The following is a 15,540-nucleotide window of genomic DNA, read 5'->3' as shown; positions in this document are numbered from 1 at the left end:
ATTAACAGACTGTAATTTAGTTACATTAGAAAACAACAGCTTAAAACAATAAAAATCAAAAACTTAAACAATTCACTAAGAGTAAAATGTAACATAGTTCAAAAAAAACTCCAGCCATTACGGCTGGAGAAATAATCCCAAATTAATACATAGAATGAATCAACATTTTCTAAAAACTATACATTATTTGATTCAAATCGTACGTTTATTTATTGAGGTTGGATATTCACCTCTATTAAATTGTAACCTCCTCTTGGATCACCAAACCATGTTACACCTGGAGAACTATTAATAGCTCCTTTTCCAAATTGTACATCATTTAATGTTGCTACTCTTCTAATTAAATTGTCTCCATCAGCTGCACCTGTATTTGGTCCTGATTGTCTTGGCGCTTGATTAGCTCCGAATCCAACTTCTTCGTCAGCCTCAGTTCCTGCATCAAAAAGATATGTTTCATCACTTTCAGAAGTTCCTGAGAACGCTGTTCCGTTTTCATCAAATAATGCAACACCATTATTGTTATAACTGATGAACCAGTCGTTAGTATCTACTAACATTGTTCCGAATCCTAATTTATAATCTAAACCTTGAGGAACTTCAATAGTGAATGTTAACGATTCTCCTGGTTTTACTGGAGCAGTTTCGTTACTCTTAGCTACTGGAAGACCTAAACCTTTTAAGTATTCGTAAGCTACTTGGTTGTTTCCATCTTCTGCGATTTCTTCTAAACCACTAGATGCTTTTGCTTGTTCTCCTTGTACAAACCATGGATCTTTTGCTGTACTAAATGCATATAATACTGCAGGAGAAAATACTGTATACGAAGATGATAAACGTAATGGAGCTCCTTGAGATCCTGTTGCGTTAAACCACTGGTATAATGGCATTGGATTACCAGCTTCTGCGATTTCTTTTAATCCGTATCCTCTATCTGGTTGTCCAACTGTGAATAAAGGTGCGTTTTGAGCGTGTAATACAGCTAAACCTGGTGTAAGTACGGTTGGAGTACTTCCTGCAGCTCCCATTAAATTTGTTAATGTTAATGTGAAATATCTTGTTGAACTATCGTAAGCTAACTCAGTTCTTAAATAAGCAGTAACATCATCATTTACTACACGAACTGTATTATCGTCATCTGGACTACCAGCTGTTCCTCCATTAGGCTCAGTTGCTATTGTAGCAGGATCTTCTTCCTCTGTTCCAGCATCCCATAAATAAATTTGCTCACTAATATCTCCTGTTACTGCGCTTCCGCTTGCATCGAAAAGATCAATTCCGCTCATTTTTGGAGCAAAGAACCAGTCGTTAGTTGCAGCAGACATAGAAGCAAAACTTAATTTAGTTCCTGGTACTGCTTTAAATTTTACTGAATAACTTCCGTTAACATCTGTAACTGGACCTGGATTTGCAGCTCCTGTTGGCGTGTTAAAAACGTGAGTTCCTAAATAATTAATCTTATTTGTAATAGTTACTGTGAATCTTGTTTTTGCAGCTTCAGCAGCATTTCCTCTACCAAAAGTTGGGTTTACAGCTTCTTTCCAATCAGAAATAGCATCACCTTCACCATCGTAAGCTAAACTATAGCTCTCTAATCTTACTTGTGGAACAAAATCTCCTGACGTCCAAATTCCTGCAGCTACTGCTACATTTTCTCTAGCACTTCCTGAAGCTCCCCATTGTACGAAATCTAAAATTGCATCTGGATTTGTAAATGCATTTGTTGAATAGAAACCTAACCCAGCACTTTCACTTAATTGATCCCAGTTTACTACTAAAAACTCACCAGGATTTAATTGTGCAGATCCGCTTACTACAGAAGCATTTCTGATTTGTAAATACTGTCCTGGTCCTAAACATAACCAATAGTCACTTAAGTCAACAGCAACATCTCCGTTATTCCATAACTCGATTAACTTATCTTGTCCGTAGTTAACCTCATTAATTACAACCGAACGAACATCATCAGCTGGTGCCATTAATACATTTTCATTCCCAAAAGTAACTTGAGTAGTTTCAGCCCAGTTCATTACACCGTTACCTTCACCATCGTAAATGATACTATTATCTTCACTTTTTACAGTAGGTACAAAATCTCCTGCTGTCCAAATTCCTGCAGATGCAGCAACATTTTCTCTAGCTGATCCTGAATCTCCATATTGAACGAAATCAATAATTGCATCTGGATTCGTAAATTCATTAGTAGAATATAATCCTAATCCACCTTTATCGTCAGGTAAATTGTAACTTACTACTAAATATCCATCAGCTGGAATAGTTGTACTTCCTGATTCTGGAGTTAAGTCTCCAATTTTTTGATATGCTCCTGGTCCTAAACATAGCCAATATTCGCTAATATCTGCTGCTTCGGTTCCTCTGTTATAAATTTCAATAAGATCTCTACTTCCTTGATATTTTATTTCATTAAACACAACATCTTTTTTTGCTGCAGTAGGAGGATTACCATTGTCTGGTTCTCTAGCGTCTTCATCGTCGCTACATGATACTACTAACAACAACATTGCTAGTATGAAATAATTAAATGTTTTCATGTTAAATACTTTTACTGGTTTACGCCACAAAAGTATTTTAAGACTCTGCTAACAAAACTATTAAATAGAGTTAGAGGGAAATAAAATGGGTTAAAAGGGAAAAAAATCCTTTGAAAGGAACCTATAAATTCAATAAAAACAAGGATTGTTTATCGTAACATAAGAGTAAAACCTTTTATTCAATTTGAAAAGGAAACGCTATAAAAAACAATAACACAATCTATTTCTAGATTGTGTTATCTTAACTGTTAAATCTTAAAAGTCTTTAAATAAAAACATCTGTCCCCCAACTTAGCTTTTAATGACCAAAGATTTAATATGAAACAAAGATATGTTAAAGCCTATTATGAAACTTTCAAAAATGTTACATTTATTATGAATGGGTTAAAAAAACACGTTTTCTGCAGTTTTTAAGTTACAAACAGAAAAATATGTAACATTTTTAAACATAAAAAAAGTCTCAACATATAAAATATTGAGACTTTTGAGGTGTCGAGCGGATTCGAACCGCTGTAGATGGTGTTGCAGACCACTGCCTAGCCACTCGGCCACGACACCTTTAGTGAGAGTGCAAATTTAAACTTTTTCTTTTTAGTGGCAAGTATTTTTTAACTTTTACGCACTTCTGATAGCACAATTGTTACTTCTCCCACATTTCCACCTATTGGTGGATTTATTTTTGACACGCTAATTTCAGCTTCATCTACCAAAGGTATTTCATCAAAAATTCGATCTAACATCCTCTTAGCCACCTGTTCTAATAATTTAGAACGCTTATTCATTTCTTCTTTGGCGATCTTATTTAAGTGCACATAATCGATCGTATCACTTAATTCATCAGTTTCTGCAGAAAGTGTTAAATTTCCCTTAACTTCGATATCAACTCTATATTCTGACCCTATTTTTGCCTCTTCTTCTAAACATCCGTGGTTCGTAAAGATCTTAATATTCGTTACTTTTATTGCTCCCATTTACTTTATTTCAAATGTATTTATTGCATTACCCATGGTTACTTTGTATTTTCCTTTAGGTAAATATGTTTTTCCGTTTTTGGCTGCATTTAAAACAGCTTCTTTATTTGTTTTCTTATAATTTTTTAATCCTGTCTTACTAAAGCTTAGATCAAACTTCGCTTCGTTAAATCCTTTAGACGTTTCAACTTTAAACGAATTTACTACAACATCTCCATTATAAACCGTGAAAGTCGCATCTTTATTTGTATTTGAAAAGTACGGAATCGTAATACTCGGTGTATAAGGTTGCAACCACTTACTCCAAGAACTTCCCCATCTTCCACTTTTTCTAATGTTATTAATGCTGAAGATTTTATTATTTGTGTCAGACATCACTTTAGAATATTCTTGCAACGGCTTAATATTCGCCTTGTATAAACTTCTTCCGTGTGTTCCTACTATTAAATGTTTTGCTTTTGGTTGAATTACTAAATCATGTACAGCAACATTAGGTAAGTTTTTATTGAAAATCTCCCAAGATTTTCCTGAATCAAAAGAAACATATAAACCGTTATCTGTTCCTAAGTATAGTAAATTCTCATAGTCTGAATCTTCTTTGATTACATTTACTGGTGATGCTGGAATATTATTAGCGATGTTTTTCCAAGATTTTCCGTAATCATCAGAAACATAAACATAAGTTGTAAAATCATCCCAACGATATCCGTTTAAGGTTACATATACTCGTTCTTTTTTATGTTTAGAAGCAATAACTCTACTTACCCATAAATCTTTTGGAAGTGTGTTTGAAATATTCTCCCAACTTCCTCCTCCATTTTTAGTGATGTGTACCAATCCATCATCTGAACCGACATATAATACACCAAATTGAAACGGACTTTCGCTAATTGTAGTTAATGTCCCGTAAGCAACATTTCCTTTTTTTCCTCCTTGAGTTAAATCATCAGAAATCGTTTCCCAATCGTCTCCTTGATTTAAAGATCGGTGTAATTTGTTTCCTCCTAGATATAAAATGTCTTGATTATGTTTCGATAATAATATTGGTGTTTGCCAATTAAAACGATATGGATTCTCTCCTAAAGTATGTTTTGGTTGAATGTATTTTCTACCTCCGTTTTCTCTGTTTAATCGGAAATAGTTTCCAAATTGGAATCCAGTGTATACAATATTTGGATTTCTATCATCTACTTGTACTTGCATTCCATCTCCCCCCATAATTGATTCATATGGATTTTTTCCTGATTGATGCCAAGCTTTATTGATTTGTGCATTATGATTTGCTACCCAAACACCGTTATCTTGTAATCCGCCATAAACATTATACGACTTTTGGTTATCTGCATAAATCGCATAAAACTGACCAACTGGTGGTGTGTTTAACTTTAACCAGCTTTTACCGTCGTCGTAAGAAACATTTAATCCACCATCGTTTCCATCAATTAAATGACCTTGAACTTTTGAATTCACCCAAAGTGCTTGATGATCGGCATGTACATTTTCTCTACTAATAGACGTAAACGTTTTTCCTCCATCTTTAGATTTTAAAATCGGCACACCTAAAACATAAATTCCGTTTTTATCTTGCGGATCTACTCGAATCTCTCCGAAGTAATATCCGTAAGAATAATAAATATCATCTAAATATCCATCGTGGGTTTTCTTCCAAGATTTTCCACCATTTGTTGTTTTAAAAACTTCAGCTCCAACTACAGGTGTATCAAATAACAATGAATTTGCATCTTCTAAATACTTTGCTAAGTCAATTGGTTTTACAGATCCCGAACGAACCATTTGTTTTACGTTGTCTGCTCTATATTTCTCTTGAAATCCGTTTGTTTTTAAATAACTATTTAATTTTTTATCCGATAATTTTAAAAATTCGTCTGTAGACATTTTCTTAAAATCATCTTTTGTTAATGCTTTTGAATCACTTTTTTGTTTTCCATCCTTCTTTCTTCTAAATTGATTATCATGAAAAGCATACACAGTATTTTCATCATAAACTGCCAAACCTATTCTTCCAACTCCATCTCCGTTTGGAAATCCATTATTTTCAGAAACTTTTTTCCAAGTATTACCTCTATCAATAGACTTATATATTGCTGAGTTCTTTCCATCACCATCAAAATTCCAAGCTTTACGTTCTCTTTCCCAAGAAGCAGCGTATAATGTATTGAAGTTATTCGGAGCTTGTTGCACATCGATAATTCCTGTATCATCATTTACAAATAATGTTCTACTCCAAGTTTTTCCTCCGTCAGTAGTTTTATAAATTCCTCTTTCATTGTTTGAAGAATATAAATGACCTAAAACTCCAACAACAACTTCATCTGGATTGTTTGGATTAATTAGTATTCTACCGATATGATGTGAATCATGTAAACCTACGTTTGTCCAAGTTTTACCTTTATCCGTAGATTTTAAAATACCAATTCCAGCATAAGAAGAACGTGACGAATTATTTTCACCTGTTCCCACCCAAATTGTACCATTTTTCCAATCAACAGCAATATCACCAATATTTTGAGTTGGCGCATTATCTAAAACTGGTGTAAATGTATTTCCGTTATTATTTGTATACCATAAACCTCCTGAGGCATATCCTACGTAAAATTCAACAGTATTATTAGGATTTACATCTATATCTACAACTCTACCGCTCATTACAGTCGGACCAATATTTTCAAAAGGAATATTTTTTACTAATGAGTTTTTAGTCATTGTTGCTTTTTGCTGAAGTGCATCTTGAACAATAGTGGCTTTTGTCGGATTTTGTTGTGAAAATGCCGCTATTCCTGCAAACAGGAATATAGAAAGGATTTGTTTCATTTGGTTTGGATTTAAAAGTAGTATCAAAAATAAAAAATACTTTCCATTTTAATTTTGATTAGATTTGTGTAAAAAGCATCTTCATGAATATTTTTATTTTATCAGTTGGAGAAAATATATATTCTACCAAAAGAATATATACCGAGGCTGTTAAACGCGGACATGATGTTAGTGTTATTAATCACACAAAATGTTCCATAAAACTTAGTGGCGGTAAAAGAGAAATTATTTACGAAGGAGAGAATATAATTGATGAACCAGATGTAATTATTCCTAGAATTGGTGCTTCGGTAACTCGACATGGAGCCGCAATTGTTAAAGAGTTTGAAATGAACGACATATTTAGCACTGCTCGATCTTTAGGAATTTTACGATCTCAAAATAAATTGAGAACACTTCAAATTATGAACAGAAAAGGAATTCCGATTCCTGATACTGTTTTTTCTGTAAATCCTGAAAACATTAAAGAACAAATAGAGTTACTTGGCGGCGCACCAGTAATTATTAAAATGCAAGAAGGAACTCAAGGAATGGGTGTAATGTTGGCAGAAAGTAAAAAATCTGCGAAATCGATTATCGACACATTTTACAGAATGAATATGAGCATTTTACTTCAAGAATTCATCAAAGAAAGTAATAGTGAAGATATTCGTGTTTTTGTTGTTGGCGATCGAATTGTTACCGCTATGAAAAGAAAAGGTTTAGAAGACGATTTTAGGTCAAACATTCATAGAGGTGGTACAGCTACCAAAGTAGAATTAACAAATCAAGAACGAATAATGGCTATAAAAGCAGCTGGTTATTTAAGTTTGCCAATTGCCGGTGTCGATTTAATTCGTTCGAAACGCGGACCATTACTTATTGAAGTAAATTCAACTCCGGGTTTACAAGGTGTTGAAGCTTACACTAAAGTTAATGTTGCTGAAGAAATTATAAAATACTTAGAGAAAAAATGTTCGACAAAGAATTCAAGAATGAAGAGATAGTTATACGCGGAGAGCGAATTTCTTTAGGTGAATCGAAACTGATAAAAATCCCTGTAGATAGATTACCTACAGGAACTTTAATAGAAATTCCAGTATATGTATTTAACGGAAAAGAGCCTGGTCCGACTATTTTATTGCAAGGTGGATTGCACGGTGATGAAACCAATAGTATTGAATTGGTAAGACGTATGTTAATTGACAAATCGTATAAAATTCATAGAGGATGTGTAATTGTTGTTCCATTATTGAACATCTTTGGCTTTTTAGATTTTTCTAGAGAATTACACGGAAAAGATGTAAATAGAAGTTTTCCTGGTTCTACAAAAGGATCTTTAGCAAGTAGATTAGCATATTATCTTATGAAAGAGATTACTAAAAATGTTGATTTTGCTATCGATTATCATACTGGCGGAGCTCAACGTAGTAATTACGCACAAATTCGATATACTCCACAAGACGAACGAGGAAAAGCTTTAGCTAATATTTTTAACGCTCCGTTCAAATTTGGTTCTAAACTTATTCCTAAATCTTTTCGAAACGAATGTTTTAAGCATGATATTCCTGTAATTGTTTACGAAGGTGGAGAATCGTTACGATTAAACGAATTTGCTATTAACCAAGGAATTTACGGAACATTAAGAGTACTTCGTTATTTCAATATGATTGATAAAACTATAGAAATTCCTTTACAAAACGATACTATAGAAATTATCAAAAAGAGTTGGTTACGTGCTAGAGCAGCTGGTATTTTTAATCCGAAAGTTAAAAATGGAGCTTCAGTAAAAAAAGGAGAAATTGTTGGTTTTATTATGGATACCTATGGTGAAACAAAATTCTCTGTAAAATCACCTAAAGATGGTTATATTATAGCTAAAAACAACTTCCCTGTTGTGAACCTTGGAGATCCTTTATTCCATATTGGAAACACATAACAACTTGTTTATTAGATAGTTTTTTCGTTAATTTAATTCAACATAAATTACAAAAAATCAAAAAAATGGAAATTATTATTAGTCTATTAACAGGAGCATTAGGAGGAAATATTGCTGGTGCATTGTTAAAAAAATTCTCAATGGGTACATTATGGAATTCTGTTGTTGGAATTCTTGGTGGTGGTCTTGGCGGACATTTACTTGGTATGTTAGGTTTAGATATTGGTGGAATTTTGGGAAGCATAGCAGGTGGAACCGTTGGTGGTGGAGTACTAATGGCTATTATTGGAGTTATTAAAAATGCGATTAAGAAATAACGTATTTCTAACTCCAACAAGAATATCAGAAAAGCATCTAAACTAATTTAGATGCTTTTTTCATTTACAAAATCTATAAACAGTACCTTTGCGATCGATAAAGGAATAAAACTTAATTTATTCCTATACATATATTTATGACATTTGAATCACTAGGGTTAAAGAAAGAGCTTTTAAAAGCAATTGAAGAAAAAGGATATGCAAACCCATCCCCGATACAAGAAAAAGCAATACCTGTAATTTTAAAAGGTAACGATGTGTTAGCATCTGCACAAACAGGAACAGGAAAAACTGCAGGTTTTACATTGCCTATATTGCAAATAATAACAGATACTAAAAATCCGAAATTTAGACCGATACGTGCGCTAATATTGACTCCAACAAGAGAATTAGCAGCTCAGATTTACGATAATGTTCGTGATTATAGTAAACATCTTAATATTAAATCTACCGTTATTTTTGGAGGTGTAAAACCTAAAAAACAAATTGCAACGATAAGAAACGGTATAGATGTACTAGTTGCCACACCAGGAAGGTTATTAGACTTACATGACCAAAAAGCATTATCACTAAAAAGAATAGACATTCTGATTCTAGACGAAGCAGACAGAATGTTAGATATGGGGTTTGTTAGAGACATTAAAAAAATTATAGCCTTACTACCTGAAAAACGCCAAAACTTACTTTTTTCTGCTACTTTTTCTAAAGAAATAAAAGCCTTAGCTAAAGGAATTTTAACAAACCCGATTCTTGTTGAAGCTGCTCCTGAGAATACAACTGCGGAAATGGTTAAGCAAAAGATATATCGTGTTCCAAAAAGTAGAAAAGCAGCAATGGTAACGCAATTAATTTCTGACGGTAACTGGAATCAAGTTCTTATTTTCACACGAACTAAACACGGTGCAAATAGACTAGCTGAAAAGCTACAGAAAAGAGATATTTCTTCTGCTGCAATCCATGGAAATAAAAGCCAAAGTGCTAGAGTAAAAGCTTTAAAAGGTTTTAAAGAAAATACTGTTCGTGTTTTAGTAGCTACCGATATTGCTGCTCGTGGATTAGATATTCCTTTATTACCTCATGTGATTAACTATGAATTACCTAATATTCCTGAAGATTATGTGCATAGAATCGGTAGAACAGGTAGAGCTGGTGCAAGCGGAGAAGCTATATCTTTAGTTTCTGATGAAGAATTAGAGTATGTTAAAAACATTGAGAAGTTATTAAAGCAAAAGCTAAAAATTGTTGAATTAGAAGGTTTTGATCTTACGCCAACCGAACAACCTCAACAGAAAAAAACTTCAAGAGGAAGTAATAACAACTCAAAGCCAAGTAAAAAGAATCAAACAAGACGAAATTTTCGACCTAAAAAGAAATCCGACAATAGTAAGGAAAGTAATTCCAATACTCCTCGAAAAAACAGAAACAACTTTAAAAGAAAACCGAAAAACAATAACAGGAAAAAATCTTAAAAAACCCTGTTTTTAAATTCATTAATTATTTACCAAATAGTATTTTTAAACCAAAATGTTTAGCATCAGCATAATCAGAAGATAGAATGAGTTTAAAAATCTATTTAAAAGAAATTATAAACGACGAATCACTTGATATTCATATTAATGAAATTGTAGATGCTTTCGAAGAAAAAACTCTTTCTAAAAACGAACTGTTTGTTAAAGAAGGAGCTATTTGTGATTATTTCTGTTTTATTGAAAGTGGAATTCTTCAACACTATATAACTATTGATGGTGAAGAAAAAACAACATATTTAGCCTTAAAAAATACATGTACATCGGCTTTAAAAAGCTTTTTACATCAAAAATCTTCACGAAAAAATATCAAAGCTTTAAGTGAAGTGAATTTACAAGTGCTTTCTATTCAGCAATTCAATCATCTTTTAAAAAATAATAAAGCTTTCTTTTTATTCTATTATAAACTCATTGAAAATCAAATATTTTTAATCGACGATTATAGAATTAATCTTCTGACACTTTCACCCGAAGATCGCTATCAAAAGTTACTAGCTAACGATCCTGAATTACTTAAAAGTATACCATTACACTATTTAGCTTCCTTTTTAGGAATATCTAAAAGACACATGAGTAGAATTCGTAAAAAAGTAAAATAGCGCCATTTGGCTTTAGTATATCGTTTTTTCTTTGGTTATTTTTGGGAATATTAACGTATAAACACTAAATCTAAATGAAATATCTTCCTATAAATAAAGACCTATTTATAAAGAATAGAAAAAACTTTATGGCTCAAATGAAGCCAAACAGTTTAGCTGTTTTTAATTCTAATGATATTTATCCTGTAAGTGCAGATTCTACTTTACCTTTTCAACAACACAGAGATATTTTCTTTTTAAGTGGTGTAGACCAAGAAGAAAGTATTTTAATTGTTTATCCAGATTGTCCTAAAGAAAGCTTACGAGAAGTTTTATTCTTAAGAGAAACAAACGAGCATATTGCTGTTTGGGAAGGAGAAAAGCTTAACAAGGAAAAGGCTTTTGAAACAAGTGGCGTTAAAACTGTTTTTTGGTTACAAGATTTAGAAAAAGTATTAGCCGAAATGATGGCTTATGCAGACACTGTTTATATTAACACCAACGAACACTACAGAGCTAAAATAGAAACTGAAACTCGTGAAGCTCGTTTTACAAAATGGTTATTAGCAAAATATCCAGCACACAGTGTTGCTAAAAGTAATCCTATTTTACAACGTTTACGTTCTGTAAAAGATCAAATTGAAATCGATTTAATTCAGAAAGCATGTAATATCACTGAAAAAGGTTTCCGTAGAATTTTAGGTTTTGTAAAACCAGGTGTTTGGGAATATGAAATTGAAGCTGAATTTGCTCATGAATTTTTAAGAAATCGTTCTAAAGGATTTGCTTACACACCAATTATTGCTAGCGGAAGTAACGCAAATGTGTTACACTACATTGAGAATAACCAACAATGTAAAGATGGCGATTTAATTCTTTTTGATGTTGCTGCAGAATATGCAAATTATGCGAGTGATATGAGTAGAACAATTCCTGTTTCTGGTCGTTATACAGATCGTCAAAAAGATGTGTATAATGCTGTAAACAGAGTTAAAAATGAAGCTACAAAAATGTTAGTACCTGGAGCAATTTGGGCAGATTACCATGTTGAAGTTGGTAAATTAATGACTTCTGAATTGTTAGGTTTAGGCTTGTTAGACAAAGCTGATGTTCAGAATGAAAATCCAGATTGGCCAGCTTATAAAAAGTATTTCATGCACGGAACTTCTCATCATATGGGATTAGACACACATGATTACGGTTTATTACACGAACCAATTCAGGCAAATATGGTATTTACTGTTGAACCAGGAATTTATCTTCCAGATGAAGGTTTCGGAATTCGTTTAGAAGATGACGTAGTTGTTCAAGAATCAGGAGAACCATTCAACTTAATGCGAAACATTCCAATCGAAGTAGAGGAAATCGAAGATTTAATGAATCAATAAAAATAGTTGTCAAGTCGAGCGCAGTCGAGACTTTAAAATCCACATGTTACTTTACTAAAAACGTCTCGACTGTGCTCGAAGTGACATTTTCAATTTTTTTCATACTTTTACCAAAATTGCACACTGAAAATCAAATTGCTATATATTCATGTTACAACACGTAAACCTGAAAAATATCTTGTTTTTAGATATTGAAACGGTTCCTCAATATGAACATTGGAATGATGTTCCTGAGGAAACACAAGAATTGTACGGGTTAAAAACTCGTTACCAAAGAAAAGAAGAAGTTACTGCTGAAGAATTTTACCACAGAGCCGGTATTTGGGCCGAATTTGGTAGAATTATCTGTATTTCTGTCGGCTATTTTATCGAAAAGAATAAAAAACTACAGCTTCGTATTACTTCTTTCAAAAATGAAAATGAGTATGCATTACTCAAAAACTTTAAAAATCTGCTTGATAATCATTTCAAACAAGAAAAACATATTCTCTGCGCGCACAACGGAAAAGAATTTGATTTCCCATACATTGCCAGAAGAATGATTATTAACAATATTAAGCTTCCAAAAAAGCTAAATTTAGTGGGTAAAAAACCTTGGGAAGTTCCGCATTTAGATACTTTAGAGTTATGGAAATTTGGAGATTATAAACACTATACATCTTTAAAGCTTTTAACACATATTCTTGGTGTTCCATCTCCTAAAGAAGACATTGATGGTTCCGAAGTGTATCAGGTATATTATCAAGAAAATGATTTAAATCGAATTGTTCGTTATTGTGAAAACGATACTGTAGCTGTTGCGCAACTCGTGTTACGTTTTTTGAATTTACCTATTTTAGAACATCAAAATATTATTAGTGTATAAATGGAAACTAAAGAACCTATACTTTTAATTTTAGATTTAGATGAAACCTTAATTCATGCAACAGAAAAGAAATTGACAATTCCACATGATTTTGAATATGCTGATTATTTCGTGTATAAGCGTCCGTTTTTAAATGAGTTTTTAGATTTCGTAAATCAACATTTCAAACTAGCTATTTGGTCTTCTGCAGACGACAAATATGTGAATGATATTGTTGAAACTATTCGTCCTGAAACTATAAACTTCGAGTTTGTTTGGGCAAGATCTCGTTGCACGATTCGAAGAGATTACGACTTAGATCGATATGTTCGCGAAAAAAGATTAAAGAAAATTAAAAAACAAGGTTTTACTTTAGAACGCACTTTAATTGTTGATGATTCTCCTGAAAAAACCAAAGACAACTTTGGAAATGCGATTTATATCAATCCATTTGAAGGAAATTTAGCTGATGACAAACTAAAAAAACTAACTGATTTTTTGATAAAAATAAAAGATGTAGAAAATGTAAGAACATTTGAAAAAGAGGCTGGAGGAGTACAATTGACTCACAATAAATACGTGAGTTCAACTTAGGAAAAAGAAAAACATACTGTAAATAAAATACTACTCGTAAATGTCACTTCGAGCGCAGTCGAGAAGTAGTTTTTTCACTAATAATAATGTAGTCTCGACTGCGCTCGACTTGACAAAGAAATTATTATCATAATCTATATAAGACACACATTGAATAAGCACGATTTTTTATTCTTTAAAAGTACTTTTTTCTATGGCTTTTCTGAAAATTGTTAAAATACATATTCAATCTTGTTAAATTAAAAACAACCCAGTTGCGTTAAGTGTTTTTATCTGTACATTTGTGCTCGTCTATCAGACATAAATTTCAACCATTTAATTATAAACTTAACTCAACTATTTTGGAATATAATAGAAGAAAATTTATTTCATTTTTAGGTAAAGCTGGAATAGGATTAGCAATAGTTCCTCCATTTTTAACAAGTTGTGGAAATACCACAACACCTTCTAAAAATAAAGGTGTAACAGATGCAGGATATTTAGAGAAACTAAAAAACTTTGAATTAAAAGACTTATTAGCTTCAGACAAAGATGATTTACTACTTACAGAAGGATTAAATTATCATCCTGTGGTTAAATGGGGAGACGCTATTAGTGATAACGATACTTTTGGTTTTAATAACGATTTTACGTGTTTTATTCCGTTAGATGAAAACAACCCAAAAGACGGATTGTTGTGGGTAAATCACGAATATGTTAATCCATTATTTGTATCTGATTTTAATTACAGAAATTACGATAATCCAGCGGAACATAGAACTATCGAGCAAGTTGATAAAGAAATGTATAATGTTGGTGGTACTATTGTTAGAGTTAGAGAAGAAAACGGACAATGGAAAGTTGTTAAAAACGATCCTTTAAACAGACGAATTACGGCTCAGACTGATATAAAATTAAACTGGGACACACCTATAAAAGGAACTTCTACGGTTAAAGGTACTTTAGCAAATTGTTCGGGAGGAATTACACCTTGGAAAACATTTATCACTTGTGAAGAAAATTATGATGGTTTCTTTGGTGAAACTAAATATAACGAGAATAATAAAGCTACGCATAGACCAAGTAGATATGGATGGGAAAAGTTTTACGAATATCCGCCAGAACATTATGGTTGGGTTGTAGAAATTGACCCTAAAACCGGAGCTGCACAAAAACACATAGCTTTAGGAAGATTTGCTCATGAATGTTGTACGTTATATGAACTAGAAGATAAACGTGTTGTTGCCTACACTGGAGACGATAAAAACAGTGAGCATTTATATAAATTCATTTCATCGAAACCTGGTTCTTTAAAAGAAGGAACATTATACGTAGCTGATACTGAAAATGGTAAATGGCTTGCTTTAGATTGGGAAAATCAACCTGTATTGAAAGAAAAATTTAAAGATCAAACAGAAGTTTTAATCCGAGCAAGAGAGGCTGCAAAATTATTAGGGGCTACAGAATTAAATCGTCCTGAGGATATTGAGATAGATCCGGTAACAGGACATATTTTCCTTACGTTAACGAATAATAAAGACAAAGGTGATTTTCATGGTTCTATCATGAAAATTGAAGAAACTAATGGTGCTTTTGATGCACTTACATTTAAAGCTTCTACTTATATTGCAGGAGGTGAAGAAAATGGTTTTTCTTGTCCAGATAACCTTGCTTTTGATATGGCAGGAAATTTATGGATAACATCGGATATGTCTGGTAGTTCAATGAACAGAAAAGACAAACCGTATATGCCGTTTAAAAACAATAGTCTTTTTGTAATTCCACGTTATGGAAAAGATGCTGGAAAAGTAATTCGAGTAGCATCGGCTCCAAAAGACGCAGAACTTACCGGACCTTGGTTCTCTCCTGACGGAAAAACATTATTTTTAAGTGTTCAACATCCTGGAGAACAAACAAAAGACATTAAAAACCCAACAAGTACTTGGCCTTTTGATGAAGATAATATTCCGAAATCTGCTGTTGTTGCTATACAAGGTGTAGTAATTGAAAAAATGAATAAACTAAGAGAATTAGAAGCATAAAA

The 15,540-nt window shown here is 32.6% G+C and carries 12 protein-coding genes and 1 tRNA gene; 9 read left to right on the top strand and 4 right to left on the bottom strand.

Going from position 1 to position 15,540, the window contains the following annotated elements:
- Window positions 1-209: 209 nt before the first annotated feature.
- From Q1A15_RS04500 to Q1A15_RS04485, 4 genes are all read right to left on the bottom strand, one after another.
- The gene (locus Q1A15_RS04500) at window positions 210-2,549 is read right to left on the bottom strand and encodes a spondin domain-containing protein (protein WP_299619408.1); all 2,340 of its coding nucleotides are present in this window, start codon (window positions 2,547-2,549) and stop codon (window positions 210-212) included.
- Between the two features lie 487 nt (window positions 2,550-3,036).
- Window positions 3,037-3,107: transfer RNA gene (locus Q1A15_RS04495), tRNA-Cys, on the bottom strand.
- A gap of 50 nt (window positions 3,108-3,157) precedes the next feature.
- Window positions 3,158-3,520 carry a dihydroneopterin aldolase gene (gene folB, locus Q1A15_RS04490; RefSeq protein WP_299619405.1) on the bottom strand — a complete coding sequence of 121 codons (363 nt, stop codon included), beginning with the start codon at window positions 3,518-3,520 and terminating at the stop codon, window positions 3,158-3,160.
- Window positions 3,521-6,352, bottom strand: coding sequence for a sialidase family protein (locus Q1A15_RS04485; RefSeq protein ID WP_299619402.1), 2,832 nt, complete (start codon window positions 6,350-6,352; stop codon window positions 3,521-3,523). It lies immediately after the preceding gene.
- Window positions 6,353-6,435: 83 nt separating this feature from the next.
- Between Q1A15_RS04485 and Q1A15_RS04480 the strand changes: the two genes are divergently transcribed.
- The 9 genes from Q1A15_RS04480 to Q1A15_RS04440 all read left to right on the top strand — a co-directional run bounded on the left by Q1A15_RS04480 (window position 6,436) and on the right by Q1A15_RS04440 (window position 15,538).
- A complete protein-coding gene (locus Q1A15_RS04480) occupies window positions 6,436-7,338 on the top strand; it encodes a RimK family alpha-L-glutamate ligase (protein ID WP_299619399.1) in 903 nt (300 codons plus the stop codon).
- Window positions 7,305-8,270 carry a succinylglutamate desuccinylase/aspartoacylase family protein gene (locus Q1A15_RS04475; RefSeq protein WP_299619396.1) on the top strand — a complete coding sequence of 322 codons (966 nt, stop codon included), beginning with the start codon at window positions 7,305-7,307 and terminating at the stop codon, window positions 8,268-8,270. Before Q1A15_RS04480 ends, Q1A15_RS04475 begins: the two co-directional genes overlap by 34 nt.
- Before the next feature lie 65 nt (window positions 8,271-8,335).
- Complete coding sequence (locus Q1A15_RS04470) at window positions 8,336-8,587, top strand: hypothetical protein (RefSeq protein WP_299619393.1); 252 nt, start codon at window positions 8,336-8,338, stop codon at window positions 8,585-8,587.
- Between the two features lie 137 nt (window positions 8,588-8,724).
- Window positions 8,725-10,056 carry a DEAD/DEAH box helicase gene (locus tag Q1A15_RS04465; RefSeq protein ID WP_299619389.1) on the top strand — a complete coding sequence of 444 codons (1,332 nt, stop codon included), beginning with the start codon at window positions 8,725-8,727 and terminating at the stop codon, window positions 10,054-10,056.
- Between the two features lie 86 nt (window positions 10,057-10,142).
- Complete coding sequence (locus Q1A15_RS04460) at window positions 10,143-10,712, top strand: Crp/Fnr family transcriptional regulator (RefSeq protein WP_299619387.1); 570 nt, start codon at window positions 10,143-10,145, stop codon at window positions 10,710-10,712.
- A 74-nt stretch (window positions 10,713-10,786) separates the two neighbouring features.
- Complete coding sequence (locus Q1A15_RS04455; protein WP_299619384.1) at window positions 10,787-12,079, top strand: aminopeptidase P family protein; 1,293 nt, start codon at window positions 10,787-10,789, stop codon at window positions 12,077-12,079.
- 148 nt (window positions 12,080-12,227) lie between these two features.
- Window positions 12,228-12,944 carry a 3'-5' exonuclease gene (locus Q1A15_RS04450; protein WP_299619382.1) on the top strand — a complete coding sequence of 239 codons (717 nt, stop codon included), beginning with the start codon at window positions 12,228-12,230 and terminating at the stop codon, window positions 12,942-12,944.
- Complete coding sequence (locus Q1A15_RS04445) at window positions 12,945-13,517, top strand: HAD family hydrolase (RefSeq protein ID WP_299619379.1); 573 nt, start codon at window positions 12,945-12,947, stop codon at window positions 13,515-13,517.
- A 341-nt stretch (window positions 13,518-13,858) separates the two neighbouring features.
- Window positions 13,859-15,538, top strand: a complete 1,680-nt coding sequence (locus Q1A15_RS04440; RefSeq protein ID WP_299619375.1) for an alkaline phosphatase PhoX — start codon at window positions 13,859-13,861, stop codon at window positions 15,536-15,538.
- Window positions 15,539-15,540 lie beyond the last annotated feature (2 nt).

Source organism: uncultured Tenacibaculum sp. (genome assembly GCF_947495995.1).
Classification (GTDB): Bacteria; Bacteroidota; Bacteroidia; order Flavobacteriales; family Flavobacteriaceae; genus Polaribacter.
This window is presented reverse-complemented; position numbering and strand designations above follow the sequence as displayed.

Bases quoted from the DNA above. Each gene is read 5' to 3' on its own strand.
- Q1A15_RS04500 (WP_299619408.1), bottom strand. From the start codon at position 2,549: ATGAAAACATTTAATTATTTCATACTAGCAATGTTGTTGTTAGTAGTA.
- folB (WP_299619405.1), bottom strand. From the start codon at position 3,520: ATGGGAGCAATAAAAGTAACGAATATTAAGATCTTTACGAACCACGGA.
- Q1A15_RS04485 (WP_299619402.1), bottom strand. From the start codon at position 6,352: ATGAAACAAATCCTTTCTATATTCCTGTTTGCAGGAATAGCGGCATTT.
- Q1A15_RS04480 (WP_299619399.1), top strand. From the start codon at position 6,436: ATGAATATTTTTATTTTATCAGTTGGAGAAAATATATATTCTACCAAA.
- Q1A15_RS04475 (WP_299619396.1), top strand. From the start codon at position 7,305: ATGTTCGACAAAGAATTCAAGAATGAAGAGATAGTTATACGCGGAGAG.
- Q1A15_RS04470 (WP_299619393.1), top strand. From the start codon at position 8,336: ATGGAAATTATTATTAGTCTATTAACAGGAGCATTAGGAGGAAATATT.
- Q1A15_RS04465 (WP_299619389.1), top strand. From the start codon at position 8,725: ATGACATTTGAATCACTAGGGTTAAAGAAAGAGCTTTTAAAAGCAATT.
- Q1A15_RS04460 (WP_299619387.1), top strand. From the start codon at position 10,143: ATGAGTTTAAAAATCTATTTAAAAGAAATTATAAACGACGAATCACTT.
- Q1A15_RS04455 (WP_299619384.1), top strand. From the start codon at position 10,787: ATGAAATATCTTCCTATAAATAAAGACCTATTTATAAAGAATAGAAAA.
- Q1A15_RS04450 (WP_299619382.1), top strand. From the start codon at position 12,228: ATGTTACAACACGTAAACCTGAAAAATATCTTGTTTTTAGATATTGAA.
- Q1A15_RS04445 (WP_299619379.1), top strand. From the start codon at position 12,945: ATGGAAACTAAAGAACCTATACTTTTAATTTTAGATTTAGATGAAACC.